The sequence below is a fragment of the Lutibacter flavus genome (assembly GCF_900188355.1).
Classification (GTDB): Bacteria; Bacteroidota; Bacteroidia; order Flavobacteriales; family Flavobacteriaceae; genus Lutibacter; species Lutibacter flavus.
This window is the reverse complement of the sequence record NZ_FZNX01000002.1, coordinates 636,829-660,431: the sequence shown is the minus strand read 5'-3', so window position 1 is coordinate 660,431 and position 23,603 is coordinate 636,829. Positions and strand designations below refer to the sequence as shown.

At 29.8% G+C, this 23,603-nt stretch carries 14 protein-coding genes; 3 read left to right on the top strand and 11 right to left on the bottom strand.

The annotated features are described in order from the left end of the window. The 8 genes from CHB63_RS08950 to CHB63_RS08915 form a co-directional block, all read right to left on the bottom strand. Positions 1-611: HYR domain-containing protein (locus CHB63_RS08950; RefSeq protein WP_141107290.1), on the bottom strand; the 611-nt coding region annotated here is incomplete at its 3' end. 377 nt (positions 612-988) lie between these two features. Further along, a complete protein-coding gene (locus CHB63_RS08945; protein ID WP_089378107.1) occupies positions 989-1,972 on the bottom strand; it encodes an NAD-dependent epimerase/dehydratase family protein in 984 nt (327 codons plus the stop codon). A gap of 107 nt (positions 1,973-2,079) precedes the next feature. Then, complete coding sequence (locus CHB63_RS08940) at positions 2,080-4,506, bottom strand: DUF4982 domain-containing protein (RefSeq protein WP_089378106.1); 2,427 nt, start codon at positions 4,504-4,506, stop codon at positions 2,080-2,082. 33 nt (positions 4,507-4,539) lie between these two features. Next, positions 4,540-5,706 (bottom strand): glycoside hydrolase family 53 protein, encoded by a 1,167-nt coding sequence (locus CHB63_RS08935; RefSeq protein ID WP_089378105.1) that lies wholly within the window; start codon positions 5,704-5,706, stop codon positions 4,540-4,542. A gap of 116 nt (positions 5,707-5,822) precedes the next feature. Continuing rightward, on the bottom strand, positions 5,823-6,200 hold the full coding sequence (locus tag CHB63_RS08930) for a hypothetical protein (protein ID WP_141107289.1): 378 nt from the start codon (positions 6,198-6,200) through the stop codon (positions 5,823-5,825). A 259-nt stretch (positions 6,201-6,459) separates the two neighbouring features. Then, a complete protein-coding gene (locus CHB63_RS08925; RefSeq protein ID WP_089378103.1) occupies positions 6,460-10,860 on the bottom strand; it encodes a PAS domain S-box protein in 4,401 nt (1,466 codons plus the stop codon). A gap of 830 nt (positions 10,861-11,690) precedes the next feature. Next, a complete protein-coding gene (locus tag CHB63_RS08920) occupies positions 11,691-12,947 on the bottom strand; it encodes an alpha/beta hydrolase-fold protein (protein WP_089378102.1) in 1,257 nt (418 codons plus the stop codon). 124 nt (positions 12,948-13,071) lie between these two features. After that, positions 13,072-14,880 (bottom strand): serine hydrolase domain-containing protein, encoded by a 1,809-nt coding sequence (locus CHB63_RS08915; RefSeq protein ID WP_089378101.1) that lies wholly within the window; start codon positions 14,878-14,880, stop codon positions 13,072-13,074. A 225-nt stretch (positions 14,881-15,105) separates the two neighbouring features. Between CHB63_RS08915 and CHB63_RS08910 the strand changes: the two genes are divergently transcribed. Both CHB63_RS08910 and CHB63_RS08905 read left to right on the top strand, forming a co-directional pair. Then, positions 15,106-16,137 (top strand): sensor histidine kinase, encoded by a 1,032-nt coding sequence (locus tag CHB63_RS08910; protein WP_089378100.1) that lies wholly within the window; start codon positions 15,106-15,108, stop codon positions 16,135-16,137. Between the two features lie 8 nt (positions 16,138-16,145). Next, entirely contained in the window at positions 16,146-16,883 is a 738-nt protein-coding gene (locus CHB63_RS08905) for a LytR/AlgR family response regulator transcription factor (RefSeq protein ID WP_089378099.1), read from the top strand. Between the two features lie 369 nt (positions 16,884-17,252). On the opposite strand, the gene CHB63_RS08900 is transcribed toward CHB63_RS08905, so the two are convergent. The 3 genes from CHB63_RS08900 to CHB63_RS08890 are packed head-to-tail and all read right to left on the bottom strand — an operon-like array spanning position 17,253 to position 21,643. After that, positions 17,253-19,658 carry an ABC transporter permease gene (locus CHB63_RS08900; RefSeq protein ID WP_089378098.1) on the bottom strand — a complete coding sequence of 802 codons (2,406 nt, stop codon included), beginning with the start codon at positions 19,656-19,658 and terminating at the stop codon, positions 17,253-17,255. A gap of 16 nt (positions 19,659-19,674) precedes the next feature. Further along, complete coding sequence (locus CHB63_RS08895; RefSeq protein WP_089378097.1) at positions 19,675-20,370, bottom strand: ABC transporter ATP-binding protein; 696 nt, start codon at positions 20,368-20,370, stop codon at positions 19,675-19,677. 4 nt (positions 20,371-20,374) lie between these two features. Beyond that, a complete protein-coding gene (locus tag CHB63_RS08890; protein ID WP_089378096.1) occupies positions 20,375-21,643 on the bottom strand; it encodes an efflux RND transporter periplasmic adaptor subunit in 1,269 nt (422 codons plus the stop codon). 573 nt (positions 21,644-22,216) lie between these two features. Between CHB63_RS08890 and CHB63_RS08885 the strand changes: the two genes are divergently transcribed. Continuing rightward, complete coding sequence (locus tag CHB63_RS08885; RefSeq protein ID WP_089378095.1) at positions 22,217-23,596, top strand: sigma-54-dependent transcriptional regulator; 1,380 nt, start codon at positions 22,217-22,219, stop codon at positions 23,594-23,596. The last annotated feature ends 7 nt before the right edge of the window (positions 23,597-23,603 follow it).

Here is a 23,603-nt window from a genome sequence, read left to right as displayed (position 1 = left end):
TCAGCTTCATCAATAACATCAGTAATATCAACAGCAGGAATATCAACCGTACATTCTACAACAACAGCTGCAGGATTAGACGCCGTTGGCGCTTCATTGTCTGTTATTATAACATCAAAACTACAAGAACCTACAAATACATCTCCTGGATCAGTTGTCTCTTCAAAGGTATTAGTTGTTGTGCCAACAGGAAATGCTGAGCCAGAAGCTAATCCAGCTGTTTGAGTAACTTTATTTCCAGAACTAGCCGTAGGTGCTGTAAAAGTTACGACTGCATAACAATTTCCTAAGTCATTATTTTGAGTAATTGGACTATTTGGACAGCCAGCATCAAAACTAACCTTTTCTATAACCTCAACAGCATTTGATTTGGCTTCCTTTACAGTTTCCGTATCCTCAACAAAATATTCAGATTCTTCATTATAAAAATAATTGTACTCCACTATTGAAGTAGGTTCTTTTTTTGCTAAATAAGCATATGGGAAATTATTTTTTGGTAATAATTCAGTATCTATTTGAGTCTTAAAAAAAGACATAAATATGTCAGAATATTGGAGAAACACCAATAAAATCGAAGAAAATAATAAACCAATAAAGTAATTTTTTTTCATAATATGTAATTTTATGGTGTTAAACACTTAAAACTACTATGTCTTAATAGTTAATAACCGCTGGGTGGGGAAATGCACCAACATAACTATAAAACTTGCAATTCAAATACAATTATTATTCTAAAAACTATTTAACTTCTAAATAATTTATAAGTACTATATATAGGGATTTTTAAATTCTAATTTACCAACAAAATTTTCAATTTTAACATTCAACTTGGGGTGTTAAATCACTGGTAATTTGGGATTTATATAGTCAAATATAATCATTTTTTAAATACAAATTAAAAAATCATGATAAATATCATACCAAAACAGCATAATGCGGTTAAAAATGAATCTGTTAATTTAGAAATAAATAAAGACTAAAATTAAATTTATAATGCTTTATAAACCCTCAAAATAGCATCAATTTTTGCATTGGTATCTGAGTTTACTATTTTTTTATCCGGATTTTCATCAAGCCATTTAAGGGTTCTTTTAATACCTTCAGCAAATGATATTGTAGCTTTAAAACCGGGTACAAAAGTTTTTATTTTTGAATTGTCAAAAATTACGCTTTCACTTTTATCTCCTAATAAACCACCTGTAAAAGAAGGCTCCATTTTACAAATAAAATCTGATGAAATATGAACAACTTTAGCTTCACAGTTTACACTTTCGGCTAAAATTTTATAAATCATATTCCAAGTTAAAACCTCATCAGAAGTAATATGAAATGCATGTCCAATTGCTTGTGTTAAACCCAATAAACCAACCAATCCAATTGCAAAATCATCAGCGTGAGTAACTGTCCATAATGAAGTTCCATCTCCATGAATTATTATTTCTTTTCCCTTTAAAATTCTATCCACTGTTGTATATTCATCAAACCCACCAATTGCAATAGGAATAACGGTATCATACGTATAAGATGGTCTAACAATAATAATTGGGAAATCTTCTTCTCTATAAGTTTTAACTAATAAATCTTCACATTTAATTTTATCGTTAGAATATTCCCAAAGATTATTCTTTAGAGGAGTAGATTCTGTAATTATAGGATAGCTTAAAGGCGTTTGATAACAAGACGCTGAACTTATAAAAATATATTGTTTCGTTTTTCCTTTAAATAATTTGATGTCATTTTCTATATCCTCTGGTATAAATGCAATCCAATTAACAACAACATCCCAAGTATGTTTTTTCAACTCTTCTAATTCATTCGGTTTTTTAATATCACCAATTATTGTTTTAACTCCAGATATTTCTACTGTACTTTGCCCTCTATTGAAATGATATAAATCAATCCCTTTTTTAATTGCTAATTTGCTTGAAGCTGTACTTATATTTCCAGTTCCTCCAATAAATAAAACTTTCATTTATAATAATTTCTGTGATTAAAAAAACAAGTTATACTCAAATATAAGACTTATTTGAGTATAACTTGTTAAGATATTTTAAAACTGTTTATTGAAAAAAATAGGTTTTAATTACTCGAACTTAAATTTAAATCACCTCTTTTTAATCCTTTACCTGTAACAGATAATTCAATATTTCCTGCAGTATTTGTTGACTGTATCAACACCACTAATTTACCACTAAATAGTTTCATGGTTGGTAAATGAAAAAGTTCTAGAGAAGTGGCATCACCATTACAAGCTGCTCTATACGTTCCATTCCCTTTTACTCTAAATTTTAGTTGGTTTGTTGCAGTTGGACACAGAATACCGTTTTTATCAACTACTGAAACCTCAACATATGATAAATCTTTACCATCTGCTTTTATAATTTTTTTATCTGGAGATAGTACAATCTTATAAGGTTTTCCAGCTGTACGTATTTCTTTTTCAGCAACTTGTTTTCCTTCTTTATCAAAAGCAATAACTTTTAATGTTCCAGGTTCATAAGTAACATCCATCCACATTAAACGATACCTATTTTGCGGTGTTGAAGAATTCTTTTTTTGAATTCCCATACTTTTACCATTTACAAAAAGTTCTGCACTATCATAATTAGTATACACAAAAACTGGAGTTGTTTCTCCTTCTCTACCTTTCCAATTCCAATGTGGTAAAATATGTAAGGTTTCATCTTTAGTATTCCATCTGCTTCTATATAAATAAAAGCGGTCTTTTGGTAAACCAGCTAAATCGGAAATTCCAAAATAAGAACTACGTGAAGGCCAACTTTCATCATAAGGGGTTGGTTCACCTAAATAATCAAAACCTGTCCATACAAACTCTCCAATAACCCAAGGTTTGTCATCTTGTAATACAAAATCATCATCTGGTAAATTAGACCAGCTGCAATATTCTAAATCATATGAAGACGATTGAAAATCATCATATTGTTTCATACTCGCTTGTTGTACCGGAAACTTATAAATACCTCTGGAACTTACTGTTGAGGCAGTTTCTGACCCTAAAATAAAACCTTGTGGAAATTTTTTATTTGCTTCTTCATATAAATGAACTCGATAATTTAAACCCGGCACATCTAATAATGCTCCAAAACCAGATTCCATTACAGCCTTAACTTGATCCATTCCAACTGTAACCGGACGAGTTGGGTCTTCTCTATGAAAAATATCTTGCAACCATTTTGCACGTTTTACACCTTCTTCTCCCCATTGATCAGGTACTTCATTTCCTGAGCTCCACATCACAATTGAAGGGTGATTTCTTGTAGCATGAACCAAATTAACAACATCTTTTTCCGCATATTCTTCAAAAAATCGGTTGTACCCATTCTCAACTTTTGGTTTTGCCCATTCATCAAAGCTTTCGGCTAAAAACATAAAGCCCATTTCGTCGCACAATTCCAACTGTTCAAAAGATGGCATATTGTGTGAACTTCTAATAGCATTACAACCCATATCTTTTAAAATGGTTAATTGACGGCGCAATGCAGATTTGTTTACCGCCGTTCCTAACGGACCTAAATCGTGATGCAAACAAACTCCTTTAAACTTTCTTACTTCACCATTTAAACTGAATCCTTTATTAGGTTCATATTTAATATCTCTTATTCCAAATCGAGTAGAAACTTCATCTTTTAAAGCCTCTCCAACAAATAATTGTGATTTAGCAGTATACAAATATGGATTTTCCGGACTCCATACTATTGGGTTTGAAACCTTCAAGTTTTGTTCAAATTCATTACCAAATACTTCAGTCGCTTTTTCTGTTGCAACCTCTTTTCCTTCAGCATTGTAAATAGTAGTAATTAATTGAACATTTTCTCCAGACGATTTGGTTTTAACATTTACTTTAGCAACTTCCCTGCTAATAAATGGAGTTGTTATAAAAGTTCCCCATTGATTTATACTTTCCTTATTTTTTACAATTAAACTTACTTTTCTATACAAACCAGCACCCGGATACCAGCGTGAAGCAAATGCAGGATTTGAAACTTTAACAGCTAACGTATTTTCACCTTCTTTAATTAAATCTGAAACATCAAAATAAAAATAGCTGTAACCATATGCCCATTCACCTACTTTTTTACCGTTTAAATAAATTTGTGGCTCGCTCATAGCTCCTTCAAAAAGCAAGATTACTTTTTTGCCTTTTTCAAATTGGGGTAGTGTAAATTTATTTCGATACCAAGCAGTACCAATATGCGGTAAAGATCCTGTTCTTCCTGTTTTTTCTGAAGCCACTTCTTCGCCATTTTGAACAATAGCAACAGTTTGCTTATCCACTTCTTTATCAAATGGGCCGTAAATTGCCCAATCATGTGGAACACTCACGTTTTCCCATTTTGAATCATCAAAATTTATTTGGAAAGCTTGTTCGTTTTTATTCTTTTGAAATTTCCAATCAGTATCTAACTCTTTAACAACTCTTACTTGAGAAAAAGAGAATTGTGTACCTATTAAAAAAATAAATAAAGTTTTAAAAAATTGTTTCATAATATGATTCATTAAAAAAGTTTAGAATAATTGTTAATTTTTAGAGGCATTATAAAATTGCATTCCTAAAGTAGCCTTATTATTATGATCAAACAAAGTTGCATTATCCCAATGCGAACCTTGACCCCATAGAGTACTACAACTAGTTGAAACCCAGGCCGGCTCCCAGTAAATCAAACCTTCGCCTCCAGCCGTTTCAATTACTTCTTGTAATTTATTCAAATAATCTAATTGGCCTTGTTGTGTTGCTGGATATCCAGACACCAATGCGTTGTTATCTAAAATATTATTAGCACTATCTGCATTTTCCAAAGTAAACGGATATGCCGTTTCTACAATCATTAAACGTTTATTATAGGTATTTATTAAGGTAGTAAATGCTGTTGAAACATTACTCAAGTTATAATCGGACCAAATTGGATAATATGATAAACCAATCCAATCAAAATCTATAACGCCATTTTGAGTTGCTTCTTCAAACCACCACAATCCATTTTCTGGTTGTGCAATGTGCAACATCACTCCTATTTCTTTGTTTTTTGCAGATGAAATATCTCTAACTGCTTTGATACCTTTATTTATTAAAGATGAATTTCTAACCCAATCAATTGGCCATTGTAACTCTCCTTGTTGTAAAATCATTGGGTTAATTTCATTACCTACCTGAACAATATCTGGTAACAAATTCGCATTTGCTAAATCATTCAGAACCATATAAGTATAATTGTATAACAAATCTCCAAGGGCTGTAGTATTATTAATTTCACTTAACCAGGCTTCTGGTATTTCTTGGGTTGATGGATCTGCCCACGTATCAGAGTAATGAAAATCTAATAAAACTTTCATTCCTTCAGCTTTGGCACGAGAGATTGTTAGCTTTACATCTTCATAATTAGAGTAATTTGTCCAAGTTGGATTATGCCATAATCTAACACGAATAATATTAGCCCCTGCTTCATTAAATATTTTAAATGGATCTTTTGTAGCGCCATTTAAATCTTTATAAATTGCTCCACACTCTTCCATTTCATTTACATAAGATAAATCTGCACCATAATAAAAACCAGATGTTTCAGCAGGTTCTTCTTCAATTGGGTCTTCGATTATTAGATTATCATCCACTTTTTCAGGGTTTGAATCTCCACAAGATGAAAAAGAAATAAAAACTAATATTGAAATTAAAATAGTAAAGTACTTCATTTATTAAATGTATTTGTTACATTTAATAAAAGTAATAAAAATATTTAATACATTCTAAGAGAAAAGTCTATTTAATTTCCAAGAACTCATTTTTAACATTTTAAAAAGAATAAATTCTAAATATTACCAAAAAGCTTGGTAATTTGCTTTTTACTAAAAAAAGTGCTCGTACCAAAAGTATTTGAATTCAGGCTATTTTGGTAAACAAATAACATCAGTTCGCCTTTAATTTTTTTAAAATTAAATTTTACAATGGTATCGTTACTTGTTTTAACTATAATCTGACGGTTTTTCTTGGCATCAAAACCATTCATTAAAATTGAATACACTGTTTCTTTATTGTGAAAGTGAAAAGCTTTTTCGGAGTTTTGATTTTTAGATTTAATATCAGAATAAACAAACGAATATAAGTTATTAGCTTTAAGTAATTTTATATAGTGATTTCCTTGTTTTACACTCCCAATTTCCTGGCCAACAACAACGGAAGAAAACATCAAAAAAAATAATAAACACCTTATAATCATGTAATTAAAAAACAATTTAACATAAAAAAGACCTGCAGATATTGCAGGTACAATACAATAGCCAATCTTAAAATCTAAAAAATAAAGACAGGCCATATTTAAAAATTGAATCTATTTTAGAATTTTTCTAAAATAACAATTCTATTAATCTGGCAAATAAACGGAATTGAAACGGATTTATTTTAATTAAATTGTTAAATTTAACTATGTTCTTAAGTTCTTTATTTATTTAAAAAATCTGAGAAACCAACTTAAGTAGTTTATTCTTATTAATTGGTTTTGGCATAAAATAGTCACATCCTACTTCTAAAGCTTTATCCTTATCATCACTCATACCAAATGCGGTTTGCGCAATTATATTAACTCGTTTATTGAATTTTCTAATTTTTTTTGTAGCAGTTAAACCATCCATTATTGGTAACTGAATATCTATCAAAATTAAATCAATATCTGGGTTGGTCTTACAAATTTCAACAGCATCTAAACCATTTCTCACAACTAAAATTTCTTCAGCAATATCCTTTAGAATAATTTCTAAAAGCATTGAAGACATTTCATCATCTTCAACAACTAAAATTTTTATTTTACTCTTACTACCTTCTAAAATTTCAATAGTTTCCTGTTTAGAAATCTCGTTGCTAACTTCACAATTTTCAGAGTCAAGAATTTCAAAATAAAAAACAGTCCCTTTGTTTAATTCACTTTCTACCCATAATTTGCCACCCAATAATTCAACAAAACCTTTTGAAATTGCCAAACCTAATCCAGCACCCTCGTAATCTCTAGTTAGAGCTTCACTGCCTTGTCTAAATCTTTCAAAAATAATTTTTTGTTGTTCTTTTGGAATACCAACTCCTGTATCCTTAACGTAAAACTGAAAAGAATTATTCTTTCTCTCATACCCTATTTCGATTTTACCTTTAGATGTAAATTTTAGTGCATTTTTAACCAAATTTGTTAAAATTGCATAAATTTTTTCTTTGTCTGTGTTAATAAAGGCTTCTTTATCTTTTAGTGAGTTATGCAATATTAGTTCTATACCTTTTTTTGTTGCCTCAGGATAAAAGAAAGTATGTATATATTCTGTTACTTTGTTAATATTTGTTTTTGAAAGTGATACTTCCATTTGCCCAGATTCCACCTTAGAAATGGAGATAATATCATTTATAATATTTAACATCCTCTCGCCACTTTTCTCTATAACTTCAATATATTTTTTTTGTTTTTCACCCGTTAATTCTGGCTGTTTAAGCAAATTTGTAAAACCTAAAATTCCATTCATTGGAGTTCTTATTTCATGACTCATGTTTGCTAAAAAGGCCGATTTTAACCGGTCACTTTCTTCGGCTTTATCTATAGCTATTATTAATTTCTTTTCGGTTTGTCTTCGTTTTTCATTAACAATGGTTTGAGAAACAATAGCTGCTATGGTATTGGCAAAAGAATCCTGATCTGCCTCCCAAGATACTTTTTTCCCAACATTTTCAAAACAAACAACCCCTTTAAGCTCCCCTTCAATTAAAATCCCTTTGTCATATAATGACATAATATTGTTGGGAATTAAATAGTTGTCTTTAAACTCTATAGTTTGAGCGTCGTTTTGCGCATCAAAAGCATTAACATTACTTTTCTCTAATAATGTCTTAAAATAATTAGGAAAGTCTTTTCTCAAAATCTCCATTCCAATGTTATGCTTGTTTTTTGTACGGTCATATTGACTTACACAATTTAAAACCTTCTTATCTTCTGAAAACAACCAGATACCAACCTGAGAAATTTCTGTAGCAATAGCTGCTTCTTTTGTTAATTTCTTAAAGGATAAACTTTGATTATCCAGTGAAATAACATCCTCTAAAGTAATACGAGATATCGTATTTTTTAGGCGAATAACACGCTCTTTTTTTAGCAGCGTTTCTTTTTCGAGTTTAATACGATCCGTAATATCACGCATAATTCCTTCGTGATATAATTTTTTTCCAGAAACACTATGAGTATACCAACCATGATCTTCAACCCACAACTCACTACCATCCTTTTTCTTTATTCTAAATATCCCCAATTCTTTATTGGCCTCGTCTAAATCAAAATTTTCCCTGTCATCTAAATCAAAATATAAATCCTTTTTAATATCTATCGCAAGAAGCTCTTCCATACTAGAATAGCCAAGCATTTTAACCATTGCCGGATTTACAGAAATAAATTTACCTTCATCGGTACTTTTATATACCCCATCAGGTATTTTATCAATTAGTACTTGATAAACTTGCTCACTTTTTTTTAATTCTTCTCTTGCTTTTCGACTTTCGGTTATATCCTCCTGACTAATTAAAAAGTTGGAAATCTTTTTATTATTGTCAAATAGTGGCGAAATTGAAGTAGATGTATAAAAATATTCTCCGTTTTTTTTAATGCTTTTTACTTCACCTTTCCAAGTTTCTCCATCATTTAAAACTTTCCAAATAAGTGCATTTTCTATTTTTGTGTTTCCATCAGATATTACATAAGGCTTAGTTCCAATTACATCATTTAAAATGAATCCAGTAGTTTCTATAAATTTTGAATTTACATACTCAATATTACCTTTGTTATCAGTTATTTGAATTATTGCAGAGTTTTGATTAACAGCACTAGATAGTTTTAATAGTTCGTGGTCTTTTTTGTTTCTTTCCGTAAGATCCCTGAAAAATGAAATATAATTTCCATCATCCATCTTTGAGGAATTCATTTCAACCGTAATTCTATTCCCATTTTTACATAATAATTCACGATCCGAAATAATTGTATCTCCTTCGTTTAATTCATTATATTTAAGAGGTTTTTTATTTAACTGATTACTTGAAAATAAATCCTTCATATTCATTTTCAGTAATTCCTTTGTAGTATATCCGGTTAGTTTACTGCTCTTTTCATTTACTGAAATTAAATTTCCATTACTATCCCCTCTAAAAAAAGCATCAGGTGCAGAGGCTATTAATTTTCGAAAACTTTTTTCACTTTCTTTCAGTAGTTCAAGATTCTTTAGTTGATTAGTTATATCACGTTGCACCCCAAAATGTCCTGTAATTCGGCCTTGAGCATCATGCATTAAAGTATAATCTCCTTCAATATGAATTTGGGTTCCATCTAATCTATACTCAATAGTATCAACTTTAGCATGCCCTTTATCTAAAAACTGTTTCCATTGAGATTTTCCACTGACAAGATTTTCTTTATAAAAAGAAGCTAAGGTTTTCCCTATAAATTCATTTCGGTTTGCACCATAGTGTTTTAAATAAGCGTCATTTAATTTGGTGATTTTTTGATGGTTAAAAATATAATCTAAAGTAGTTTCTTTATTTACAGTATCATTCCAATAAATTGGTGTATCCAGTTCCATTATGTAAAACCCTAAAAAAGACTGAGAAAAGAACAATTCAAGTTTTTCTTCATTATTTTTTAATTGCTTGGCCATCCTTTTTTGCCCTGTAACATCACGTAACACAGCAACTCGTAAATTTTTATCATTTAAAACTAACTCTTTTCCACGCACTTCAGCACAGAAAGTAGATCCATCTTTACGCAATCCTATCGCTTCATAGATACCCTGATTTTTAGAATTAATTAGTTTGGAAACTAATGCTTTTCCATCTGGAGCAGCTAGAGATAATACATTTTTCCCTTTAAGTTCTTTTTTAGAATATCCAAATAATTCTGCAAAGCGCTCATTTAAGTCAATAATAAAACCGTTTTCATGGATACAAATACCTTCAAAAGTTGCTTCGCTTAAAGTATTAAATAGTAATTCTTTCTCTTTTAAATCTGATATGTCCCTTACAATTCCTTCAATTCCAATAATATCTCCTGTTTTATTCTTTAAATAATGGGAATTTACGCTTCCCCAAAATGTAGTACCATCTTTTTTAACCAATTGATTAATAAAATTGGAAACAAATCCTTTTGAAGAAAGTTTCTTCAAAAATCGTTTTTTTTCTTCTGGATATTTATATATTTTATCTGCAATATTAATTCCTATGGTTTCCTCAATGGTATAACCAGTAATTCGCTCGGCAGAAGGCGAAATAAATGTAACAACACCGTTTAAATCTGTTCTATATAAGATATCCGGACTACTATTAAAAAATTCTTTGTATAAATTTTTAGCTTCTTTTTTCAGAATTAACTTTTCAATTTCTCGAGAGGTATTGCTTGCTGCAATTTGCAAAATCAACTCAAAAGGTTCTGAATCTTCCATTGGTTTGGAATCCAATAAAGAAATAATTCCTAAAGCATTTCCAGAAGAATCCCATAGTGGAATTCCTATATAGCTTTCTACATTCAAATCAACCAATAATTTATCTTTTGGAAATAAATTCTGAATATCTTTTTTATAAACACATAAGGATTTCCCCATTACATTTTCACAAGGAGTGCTTTTTAATTCATATTCAAAATTGGGTATAATATCGCCTTTCGCATAAATAGCCAAGGTTTTAACAATTGTTGGATTATTATTCTTAAATACACCTATAATTACGTTATCAATTTCAGTAATCTTTCCTAAAAAATCAACTAAAAAATTCAAATAAGAAACATCATTTGAAAGTCCTTTTTTTTGAGCGAAAAATTCAATAGTTTTTTTAATTTTTTGCATATTCTTTTGGTCAGATAACTTTTCTAATACCTTGTAAAAATATATGAATTAATTAGTAATAAAAAATAAAACGCAATATATGCCCTATTAACTACTTGATTTTAAAAATAAACTGTAATTATAAAAAGAAACATAAAAATCTGTTGCAATTAAAATCATGAGCATATTTTTTAATTATTGTTTCTAATCTCTTACAATAAACGCATTAGGGAAATCTGATAAAAAATAAAACAAACATTTTAGTTGGAGAAATATTTGATCTGGGTAAGTTTAAATACCACTAGGTCATTAAAAATAAGTTACAATTTATATCTGGAGGTGGGAAAAATAATTGATGGCGCTTTGAAATGATAAAATAATAATCTCCTTTTACTTAGGTTTCGGTATTATACTGAGATGATAGGTATTTGCGAAAATGAACATTTACACCATCTGTAAGACAACATCAATGTCTAAATTAACTTCAACCTAGTTAAAATTATTGTGAATTTCTTTTATTACTCTATCAGATCCATCATTTGAATTGTCTAATGCTTAGAATTGAATTGCAAATGCACTACCTACTTTAACTTTAACCCCCTCAAAAGTATCAATTATATCTTTTGGTGTTTCAAAAAGGTTATCTACATTTTTATAAACAGGAATTTCAATCACAACTTAGAGCATAAAAAAAGCTCCATAACTTAATGTCATAAAACCTTAGATCTTTTTTGAAAACAAAAAAGCCACTCAATTTACTGAATGGCTTTGTTTTGCTCCCCCTATTACTCGAAGTTGCAACTGGAATTCATTAATTCAAAATAGTCCATTTTAGTGAACCATACAAGTTGCTAACCTTTATTAGTTTTCCCTTTAAGTTCTTCAATTCTTTGCTTATAATAATCATTAGGATTTATCTCATAAGCTTTATTCACAAATTTTAAAGCATTTTTATAATCATTAGTTCTTTCATAATAATCTGCCATTGAATCGTATGCGTTTGCACTTTTAGGGTAATACTTAATTAATAATTCAAAAAACATTTTCGCTTTCTCTGGTTGTTGCATATCTAAATTCATATAACCAGACATATTTAAAATTTCTTCTGGATAAGGAGGTACTGAATAACCAAATTGATTTTGAAGTTTTAGTTCTCGATATTTCACTATTTTAAATAGTTCTTCTTTTGGAGTGTCGGGTGAATTAAATTTATCTGTATTTTCCCATTGATACCATTCAAAATCAAAGATTAACCCATCCATAATAGATGGAAATGGAATAGTACCATGTAAATCTCTTGGATAAAATTTCCATTCAAAAGCCAACTCATTTTTCTTGTTTTGCTTTACTATATTTGAAAAAGTAATATTAGACCTTGCAAATAATGTATATTCTGATGTGTCTTGCATCACATTTTCTATAGTTACTTGTTGATTTTGCATATGCAATTGCCCACTTAAAGACATAAATAAGGCTTTTCCTTTATAATTCTGTCTTGAAAGTATTTCTCTTGATTCATTCATTAATTTTTGGTTGTCCCAATCAAGACTTGGATCGATGGCTAAATAATTTGAAAATAATTGTGGGTGATGAATTAGTGTGTAAATAGTAAATAAACCTCCATAAGAATGACCAATTAAAGTTCTGAAATTGGTTACAGGGTATTTATTTTCTATAAAAGGAATCAGCTCTGTATCAATGAATCTACTAAAATTAGAAGCTTCACCATTTGCTTCATTACTATATTCTAATATTATTTTGGACGTTGTTAAGTCTCTCATTCTATTATTACTATTTGAAATACCAACAAGCACCATTTCAGGTGCAAAGCCTCCACAATAATAATTTTGTACATCGTTCACTGTTGGAAGAAAAACCTCTCCATCTAAAATATAAACCACAGGATATTTTTTGTCGCTAATAGGATTATAATTATCTGGGAGTTGCACATAAATAGTTCTATATTCTTTTAAAGTTTTAGAGTAAAGGCTATCTAAAGCGCCTACTTTTTTCAAGAATTGATTATTTTGATTTGTTTGGGAGTTTGCAAATTGCTGAAAGAAGATAACAAGTGCAGTAATAAATGCTATTTTAATGCTATTTTTCATTTGTATGTTGTTAATTATTTCTAGTGATTTTATAAGATTTGTTAAGGATAAATTTAACTATTATTTTTAAACATTACATTTTTATGAGACCAATAACTGCATTCAAGCTGGATTTCACAAACAACTAAGGATTAATAACCTCAGCTTTAAAATTTATTGAACCATCTTTTAAGATTAATCCTTTTTCAGATACTATTATTTTTAAATCTTGCATCCCACCATTTTGATGCCCATTTATAAAAAATTCATTTTCACTTATAGGTATTAATTTTACAGTATTAATATGATTTGTTTTAACGGAATCATCCATAAACATGCCTTGTATTTTATGATTGGTATTAAGATTTAATACGATTCCGATATCAACTGTTTCAAAATGAAATCTGATATGAACATTTTTAACATCATCCCCATCAATTTTATAAATATTATATGATTTAAATTTACCTGCATGTTGTAAAAAATTTGCCCACATTCCTTTTAATTGCCCTAAACCTTCTTCTGTACCTAAAAGTCCTTTCATTTGATCATTATCATTGGAATAATTAATAAGTCCTTCAAAATTTTGGGTACTCATTGCATTCGCAAAAAACAATGCAGTTTCACTGAAGTCATCATTTTCTTCCGCATTTCTTGAAAAGGTATATGTAAAAACCGACCAAGGTTTTTTACCAATTGTTTCTAACGAGTAGGTGTTTCCCTCTTTTTTTATCAAAAGTGAGTATTCATTATCCAATTGATATTCCTTAGTAACATTAACAATACTATTGTTTTTAATCTTTGTTGGTATTGGTAAATTTTCTATGCTTTTACCTTGAAACAGTGAAATAATTTTATCGGTAATTTCAGGGACAAAAGTAACTTCACCTTGAAACTCATCAATTACAGGATTTACAGATGTAGCGTTGGATAGAATGATTATTTTAATATTTTTTTCTGAAAAAGTACCCATCACTGACGCATAACCAGGAAGTAACCCGTTATTGTATATCCATTTTTCATCTCCTTTTTTATCAATAACCCAACCTAAGCCAGAAGCCATTTCATTAACGCCCATTGCCTGTGTAGCGGTGTATAGTTTATTCATGGATTCTGATTTTAATAATGTTCCGTTATCTAAAGCTTGCATAAATTTAAATAAGTCAACCGTAGTTGAATTCATATCAGCCGCACCTTGAAGCCAAGAAGGATGAAAAGACGCATTTAATTTTTTAAATTTATCCATACCTAAACCAAAATATGGTTGCGCTTTTTGATTTAAAGAATTGAAAAATGCAATGCTTGTATTTTTCATTCCTGCAGGTTTAAAGACTGTTTGTTCCATAAAGTTAGCATAGGACTGCCCAATTACTTTTTCTATGATATTAGCTAACAACAAGTATCCGAAATTATTATAGTCATAACCTGTTCCTGGCTCAAATTTTAATTTTGACTCTTTAAATTTTTCTAAAACTTCATTAAAAGTTATAGCCGTTTTTTCTGGCATCAATCCATTTCCATTGTCGTCTGTTCTGCCAATATTGGCCTCCATGCCAGAACTGTTATTTAACAAATGTTGTATTGTTATGTCGTTTGAATAATCAGGCATAAAATCTGGAAAATACGTAGAAATAGGTGTTTCTAATGTCAATTTTCCATCTTCAACTAATTTCATAATTCCAACAGCTGTAAATGATTTTGAAAGAGAAGCAATACTAAATATCGATTTTTTAGTATTTTTTTTATGTCCATCCGTATCAGCATAACCAAAGCTTTTTTGATAAATGATGTGGTTATTTTTGCTAATTAAAACATTTCCAATAAACCGATTATAATATGAATAACTTTCAAATAAGCCATCAAAATTATTTTCTAATTCTTTGTTGGAACTTGATTGTCCAAAGGAATTAATTCCTAAGATTAATGAGATGAATACTACAACTGCTTTTTTCATTTTTTTATGATTTAATAATTAATTTATAGCAATAGTAGCATGTTTGAAGTACACAAAAAAAGGAATGTGATTGTTAACTGCTTTGCTGGGACAGTTACTCCAAATGATGTGAAAAAAGACAAACTTCACACTACTATGGGATTTGGCCACAATAATGATATCTTTTGTCCCTTATAAAATTTTAACTTATTTTAATTCCTATTTTTGACAAAGAAACTATTGAATATGAAAAAATATATAGAGCCAATAATTCATATTTTAATATGGGGAATAGGTTACTTTTTAATTTTAAACTATACAGCTACCATAGGTGACTTTAGAAAAGAAAGTGGTCCATATTGGCTTGCAATAGGGTTTGGAATGCTTATGAATCAAACCGTTTTTTATGTAACCGCATTTTTTTTAGTTCCAAAATTTTTGCGATTGAAAAAAATTAAGGCATTAATTATTTCTTTGTTAGGTGGCTTCATACTTATTAATTTATTTGAAAGTATTATAGATTACGGCTATTTAGTAAATTTTTTCTCCTCCGCGAGTGAATCTTTTGTAATGTATTTACTTTACAATTCAGTGATTAGTTTTTTTATACTACTAGTTGCTTTGTCTTATTCGCTCATAAAATATTGGATACAAAATGAAAAATTAAAAAGGGTATTGCTTGAAGAAAAACTTTCCACAGAGATGGCTTTTTTAAAGTCTAAAATTAATCCTCATTTTTTGTTTAATGTTTTAAATAGTTTTTATGCCAAATCATTAAAGTATAATGCTCCCGATTTAGCCGATGGAATTGCTAAACTGGCAGAATTGATGCGTTATATGGTTTATGAAACGAATGAAGATAAAGTAGCACTCGAAAAAGAAATTCATCATCTTAAAAATTTTATTAAGGTTTATAAATTACGGATTGCCGAAGAAGACGATGTATCTATAAATTTTGTCACTAAAGGAGATCTAAAGGCAGTTAAAATAAGTCCAATGTTACTTATTCCTTTTGTTGAAAACGCGATTAAACACGGAATTGATCCTAAAATAAAATCAATAATCGATATTTCTTTAAAGGAGGAACAAAAAAAGTTATATTTTAAAGTAACCAATACCATACGTCAAGGAGTTTATGGCTTAACAGAAGAGCCCTCTGGTTTCGGGCTTGATAATTTAAAAAAGAGGCTTGCCATTTTATATCCAAATATGTATACTTTGGATACAAAACAAGAAAATGGATATTATGTATCTTTACTTATTCTGCAACTTGATTAGGAATACTTATGAACTGTGTTATAATTGATGATGAACCAGCTGCTATTGATGTACTTAAATTTCATTTAAGTAGCATACCATTTGTGGTATTAAAGAAAACTTTTAGAGATCCTTTGGAGGCGCTTGAATATCTGCCTCAGCATAAAATTGATCTTATTTTCTTAGACATAAATATGCCAAAATTATCTGGAATTAGCTTTCCTAAGTTTTTGCAAAATCCACCGCTTATTATATTTACTACCGCTTATTTTGAATATGCCTTAGAAAGTTATGAGCTTAAAGCAGTTGACTATCTTTTGAAACCTATTGAATTTGATAGACTTCTTCAAGCAGTTATGAAAGCAAAACAGCTTTTAGAAGGAAATATTAGGGGTGAAACTTCAAGTTCTGAAATTTCTTCTGATATCTCTGATCAAACAATTTTTATTAAAAGCGGATCAGAATTTCATCAATTGTTTGTTCAAAATATAAAATACATAGAAAGTGATGGTAATTATGTGACTTTCTATACAGACAAACGACCTATTTTGGCTCGCTATAAAATATCTGAAGTCTTAGAATTTCTTCCAAAAGAGTGTTTTACAAGAATACATCGGTCCTATATTGTAGCATTAAAACATATAGAAACAGTCAAAAAACAATGTGTAATAATTGACAATAAAGAGATCCCAATAAGCAGTAATTATAGGGAAGGATTTTTTGCTTTGATAGATGACATAGCTAAGAAAAGGGATCATAGAATCTAATAAAAAGTAATTTTAGCAAAAACCTAGCGCATAAAAAAGGTTCCAAAACTAAATGTCTTGAAACCCTTAGTAATATTTTAAAAACAAAAAAGCCTTAACAAATTAATGTTAAAACTCATCTTGGACCCTTTCTTGACAGAAGCTGTAGCTGGAATTCAATACATAATTATAAGAAAATTAGGGAATTAACTCTTATCAATCTAAAAACAACCAACTTTTCGTAAGTTTACGGTTTAAGGAGGTGAATAAATATATTTTTATTTAAGTTTCTAAAAGCTACTTTTAAATAATTCTTAAATGTTTTTTATATTATAGTGAAAGAGATTGAAAACCTATCCAATCTCTTTTAATTCATTTATTTTTATTCAATTACTCATATTTTAATGCATTAACTGGATCAGAGTTTGCAGCCATATAAGCCTGCGAGCTAACTGTTATTAATGCAATTATAAGTGCTAAAAATGTAGCGAAAATATAAGGTAGTATTGGCATATCAATTTGATATGAAAAATTAGACAACCAATTTTTAGCTAACAGATATGTTATTGGCCAGGCAAAAATATTTGAAATTAGTACTAACTTCATAAAATCTTTGGTTAGCATATTCATAATTTGCCCAACCGACGCTCCTAATACCTTTCTAACCCCAATTTCTTTTGTTCTTTGCTCTGCAGTATAAGATGCCAGGCCATATAACCCCATTGCTGAAATTATAATAGCTAGGATTGTTAAGAACAGAAACATTGTTCCGAAATTTTCTTGCTGTCTCAATAAAGTCCCAAATTTTTGATCTAAAAATGAGTATCTAAAAGGGTGTGATGGCTCTAACTTATTCCATTCCTTTTCAATAAATTCTATTGTTGAATTCATTTCATTCGGAGAAATTTTAATTGAAGCAAACCATACCTGGTTACTCACAGACATTACCATTGGTCTAATAGGCTGATTAAATCCTTCAATGTGAAAATCTTTAACTATTCCAATAATTTTACCGTATCTCTTATCTCCTTGTTGATTGATGAAGGTTCCCATACGCCTGCCAATTGCATTTTCTATGTTTAAATTTTTAACAGCAGTCTCATTCAGAATAAAATATGGAATAGAGTCTGATTCCTTTTCTCTATCAAATAATCTTCCTTCTAATAATTTAATATCAAGTGTTTTAAACAAATCATAATCAACTTCCATATTCCAAAATGGATATTGTTCTTCACTTCCTTCTAAGGTAAACATATTCTGATTTGGATTATCGCCTGGAAAATAAGATGCTCTTGAAATACTCAATACGTTGCTATTTTTTAGAAAAATATCTTTATAATTTCTAAAATTCTCAGTCATTTGATCCGTTTGAATTGGCACTATCAAAACCTGATCACCTTTAAAGCCAACATCTTTATTATGTAAAAAAGAAATCTGATTAAAAATAATAATCATTCCTATTATTAATATGGTTGAAGCTGTAAACTGTATAACTACCAAGACTTTCCTCAATAGAGCTCCTCCTTTTGTTTTGGTAAAATCTCCTTTTAATACTGATATTGGCTGGAATCCTGAAAGAAAGAATGCAGGGTAACTTCCGGCAAACAATCCATAAAATAAGGTCACCAATAATGAAAACAATACTGTTTGTCCAAAATGATCGTTTACCAAATTAAGATTTGATTCCATAACATTATTAAATCCTGGTAAAAACAATTCTACTAAAACAAAAGCTAAAAACAACGCAATAAAACTTTGAATAACAGACTCCGTTAAAAACTGTACAATTAGCATTTTACGTGAGGCTCCGGTTACTTTACGAACACCTACTTCTTTTGCTCTTTTACCCGACCTTGCAGTTGAAAGATTCATAAAATTTATACCAGCTATTAATATCACTAATAATGCAATACCAATAAAAACATAAACATACATAATGTTCCCATTTTGACGTATTTCCCATTGTTTATGAGAATGTAAATGGATTTTTTGCAAAGGTTGTATTTGATATTCATAAGAATTTCCTTGACTCAAAAAATCCTCAACTGTAATTTTTAAAAATCGTTCTACATCTGGCTCAATTTTCTTCATGAAATTAGCTCTCATTTCAGTCTCAAAATCATCAACATTTACTCCTTCTTTTAGTTTTACGTAGGTGTTAAAATTATTGCTCATCCAAATATTTTGGATATTATTATTAGCAGTAAACATGTCAAATTGAAAATGAGCATGCCCTTTGGGTTCTTTTACAACTCCCTTTACAATTAAATCTCGTCTGTTATCATAGTTTACAATTTCCCCCATTGGGTTTTTATCTCCAAACAATTTACGGGCAGATTCTTCTGTTATAACAAGGGCATTGTTTTCTATTAATGCTGTATTTGGGTCTCCATGCACAAATTCATAATCAAATACTTTAAAGAAAGTACTATCTGCAGAAACGCCATGTTTAATATATACTTTTGTTTGCTCGTGACGCATTAATATTTCTTGACCTCCCGCTTGAATACGCGTTGCAGTTTCCACATCTGAAAATTCTGTTCTAAATGCGTTCGCCATTGGACTAGGAGACACAGGAGCATCCATTTTTTGCCCCATTAAATCTCCTTTAATACCAGTTCTATATACACGGTCATAGCCACTCCAATGTTTCTCATAACTTGTTTCATCTTTTACAAACATAAAAACAAGTATGGTTATAGTTAATCCTAATGCAAGCCCTAAAATATTAATAAAAGCATAAACTCTATTCTTATTAAGGCTTCTAAATGCTACTTTTAAATAATTCTTAAACATTTTTCTTGATTTTAAATTAAATAGCCACTGAGCTTACTTTGTTTTTCTTTTCAGAAACTACTTGCCCATCCAATAAATTAATGATTCTTCCAGAGTAGCTAGCATCATGTGATGAATGCGTTACCATAACAATTGTAGTACCTGCTTCATGCAGTTCACATAGTAGTTCCATCACCTCATTTCCATGAGAACTATCTAAATTTCCTGTTGGCTCATCGGCTAAAATTAATGGTGGTTTTGTAATTAAGGCTCTAGCAACAGCTACTCTTTGTTGTTGGCCTCCAGAAAGTTGTTGTGGAAAATGTGAAGCTCTATGTGCAATTCCAATTTTTTCAATGAGTTCATTCACCCGTTGTTTGCGTTCAGAGGCACTTACTTTATTATAAATCAATGGCAATTCAATATTTTCAAACACCGTCAATTCATCAATCAAATTGAAGTTTTGAAATATAAAACCTATATTTTTTTTACGAACTAAAGATCTTCCTTTTTCATTTAGATGACTTATTTCTTCACTCAAAAACTTATAACTACCACTCTCAGGTTTATCTAACATTCCTAACACATTTAACAACGTAGATTTTCCACAACCTGAAGGTCCCATGATAGAGACAAATTCCCCTTGTTTTATTTCAAATGACACTTCATTTAATGCTGTAGATTCAACTTCATCTGTTCTGTATACTTTTGTTAGTTTTTCTAATTTTATCATCTCTTTAGTTTTTAGATTTTATTTTAATTGTTTCATAATTTTTGAAGTCATCATATGATGAAGAAATGAATTTATCTCCTTCACTAAGTCCTTCTAGAACTTGGTAATAACTTGGGTTTTGACTTCCCAATTTTATATACCTTTTACTCGCTTCCCCGTTATCTCTTAAAACATATACATATTGTCCCCCTGACGATTGAAAGTAACTTCCTCTTGGAATCATCAAAGATTTTTGCGCTTTCGAAAGTTCTAAACGAACCTGAACAGACTGACCAATTGTAATATCCTTTGGTGCTTTATCAACAAATATCAATTCAACTTCAAATCTTCTGTTTACTACTTCTGGCAATACTTTTTTCACTTTCAATTCAATTAGATTTCCATCAAAGGAAAAGCGTGCTAATTGTCCAGGTTTTACAGAACTTAAATAATACTCATCAACTTGTCCTTTAATTTTAAACCCTGCTTGAACATCAATTTTTGCAACGGTTTGATTTCTCATATATGATTCTCCAATTACAGGATCAAATGAAGATAACATTCCAGATACAGGGGCTCGAACTAACATTTTTTCAATATTATCGTGAATAAGATTCAAATTGCGTTGCATCATCCCAATTGATTGGTTTATTTGTTGTATTTGAATTTTGTTGTCCACCTCACTTTTTCTAACATTTTTATTCATGAAATCTCGTTTTTTTTGTTGATATTTATAAGATTCTTTCATATCAACAAAATCATTTCTTGCAATAACATCTTTAGAAAAAAGAACAGAATCAACCTTAAAAGATCGTTCCACTTCTGCAAGTTTATTTTCACTATCAATTAATGTTTCAGCCAGATTTCTTTGTTCTTTCTCAAGAGACAATCGCAAATTTCTCAGGTTGTTAATTTGCTCAATGATAGCAGTTTCTTGATTCATATAACCCAATGTAACTGCAGGATTGCTTAAGCGTAATAAAGGTGTTCCTTTTTCAATCATAATACCGTCTTCAATAAATATTTCATCAACAGTACCTCCTTCAAGTGTATTTACCAATACTAAGTTAATAGGTTCTATATCACCATCAATTAATATCATATCTTGGAAATCACCTTCTATAACTTCTTTCACAGAAATCTTTGCTCCATCAACTTTATATATTTTTCTATTTAAAGTTTTAAGTACAAAAAATGATACTAAAATAAAAAATGCAGCACCAGCTATATAATACAGTTTTTTTTGACTCCATTTTTTTTTCTCAATTTTCTTATCCATTCCTATTTGTTTCATTTTAAAAATTTAAATTTTTGTTATTCGTTTTATAGTCAACCTTGTTATTACAAAAAAATTGGAATTCTGGTTGAAATAAAGATGATTACTGCAATAAGTATTGAAATCATAATAATTCATTTTTAGGTATCTCTTAGAAACTAAATCGTCTATAACTTGACCATTGAATTCTCTTGCTATCTTTAAAACTTATAAAAATTGAATGTTTTTTTTCTTCCGTTTGTGTATTTATATTTGTTTTCATAATAATAAATTTAATTGGTTAATAATTTACAGGCTATAACGTCTATGAGCCGACCATTGAATTCTCTTGCTGTTTTTAAAAATCACAGAAATTGAATATTTTTTTTCTTCCGTTGGCATATTTATTATTGTTTTCATAATGATTAAATTTTAATAGTTTACTTATATGACTTTACCTTGTTCAATGCTTGTGCCATAAAAAATAATAATTGTAATTTCCTTATTTACAGTTTATTACGTTTATTGCATTAAAAAGAAAGTGTTCATTATCGAACATTCCGTTGTTCATTATTGAACATTTTGTACTTTAGTAAAAATTCTTATTTCGCAATGGCTAAAACACAGGCTACTATATTGATTATTGATGATGATGAAGATGTATTGTTATCTGCTAAACTATTATTGAAAAAACAGTATACAACTATTATTACCCGTAACAATCCAAAAGAAATTAATCAACTTATATCAATAGAGCCTATTGATGTTGTAATATTAGATATGAATTACCGTATAGGTTTTAACGACGGGAAAGAGGGAATGTATTGGTTAAATCACGTTTTAAGTATCAATCCAAAAATGATTGTGATTTTAATGACTGCTTATGGCGAGGTAGAATTAGCTGTTGATGCCATTAAAAAAGGGGCTTTCGATTTTATTTTAAAACCTTGGTCAAATGAAAAATTTTTGGCAACCATTCATGCTGGGCTTGAACTTAGTAAATCTAACCATAAAATTTCAATTCTTGAATCTACTAATGAAGCCCTAGAAAAAAATATTAATCAAAAATTTGGAGTAATTATTGGAAAATCCAAGCCTATGCAACAGGTAATGAATACAATTGCTAAGGTTAGCCCTACAGATGCCAGTATTCTTATATTGGGAGAAAACGGAACAGGCAAACAACATTTGGCAAGAGAAATTCATAAACAATCAGAGCAAAAAAATGGACCATTTATTCATGTAGATCTAGGTTCTCTCTCGGAAAATTTGTTTGAAAGCGAACTTTTTGGACATAAAAAAGGCTCTTTTACTGACGCTCATGAAGATAAACCGGGAAGATTTGAAATGGCTGAAAACGGAACTTTATTTTTGGATGAAATAGGAAATTTACCATTCAACCTGCAATCCAAATTATTAACGGTACTTCAAGACCGAAAAGTATCGCGTCTTGGAGAAGGTATAGAACGACCTTTTAACACTCGGCTCTTATTTGCAACAAACGCTCCTTTAAACCAATGGGTGGCAGAAGGAAAATTTAGACAAGATCTTTTATTTAGGATTAATACTGTTGAAATAGAAATTCCACCATTAAGAAAAAGACCTGAAGATATTGATGAATTTGTTATTTATTACTTAAATTTCTTTAAGAGTAAATACCATAAATCTCATCTAAAAATAGACAGTGAAGCTATGAAAATGCTTCGGACACATCATTGGCCTGGCAATGTTAGAGAAATACAGCATACCCTTGAAAGAGGTGTTATTATGTCAGACGGGCAAGAAATAAAAACATCTGATTTTAACTTAACAACAATACCTGTAACAAAAAGCACTAGTTCTGAATTTGACGATTTAAACCTTCAAAACATAGAAAAAATATTGATCCAAAAAGCTATAGAAAAACATGAGGGAAACATTTCAAAAGCTGCCAAAGAATTGGGATTAACCCGTGCCGCATTGTACAGACGGTTAGAAAAGTTTAACTTATAATTTATTT

Excerpts from the sequence above, each read along its gene's own strand:
- CHB63_RS08945 (WP_089378107.1), bottom strand. The coding sequence starts at position 1,972 with ATGAAAGTTTTATTTATTGGAGGAACTGGAAATATAAGTACAGCTTCA.
- CHB63_RS08940 (WP_089378106.1), bottom strand. The coding sequence starts at position 4,506 with ATGAAACAATTTTTTAAAACTTTATTTATTTTTTTAATAGGTACACAA.
- CHB63_RS08935 (WP_089378105.1), bottom strand. The coding sequence starts at position 5,706 with ATGAAGTACTTTACTATTTTAATTTCAATATTAGTTTTTATTTCTTTT.
- CHB63_RS08930 (WP_141107289.1), bottom strand. The coding sequence starts at position 6,200 with ATGTTTTCTTCCGTTGTTGTTGGCCAGGAAATTGGGAGTGTAAAACAA.
- CHB63_RS08925 (WP_089378103.1), bottom strand. The coding sequence starts at position 10,860 with ATGCAAAAAATTAAAAAAACTATTGAATTTTTCGCTCAAAAAAAAGGA.
- CHB63_RS08920 (WP_089378102.1), bottom strand. The coding sequence starts at position 12,947 with ATGAAAAATAGCATTAAAATAGCATTTATTACTGCACTTGTTATCTTC.
- CHB63_RS08915 (WP_089378101.1), bottom strand. The coding sequence starts at position 14,880 with ATGAAAAAAGCAGTTGTAGTATTCATCTCATTAATCTTAGGAATTAAT.
- CHB63_RS08910 (WP_089378100.1), top strand. The coding sequence starts at position 15,106 with ATGAAAAAATATATAGAGCCAATAATTCATATTTTAATATGGGGAATA.
- CHB63_RS08905 (WP_089378099.1), top strand. The coding sequence starts at position 16,146 with ATGAACTGTGTTATAATTGATGATGAACCAGCTGCTATTGATGTACTT.
- CHB63_RS08900 (WP_089378098.1), bottom strand. The coding sequence starts at position 19,658 with ATGTTTAAGAATTATTTAAAAGTAGCATTTAGAAGCCTTAATAAGAAT.
- CHB63_RS08895 (WP_089378097.1), bottom strand. The coding sequence starts at position 20,370 with ATGATAAAATTAGAAAAACTAACAAAAGTATACAGAACAGATGAAGTT.
- CHB63_RS08890 (WP_089378096.1), bottom strand. The coding sequence starts at position 21,643 with ATGAAACAAATAGGAATGGATAAGAAAATTGAGAAAAAAAAATGGAGT.
- CHB63_RS08885 (WP_089378095.1), top strand. The coding sequence starts at position 22,217 with ATGGCTAAAACACAGGCTACTATATTGATTATTGATGATGATGAAGAT.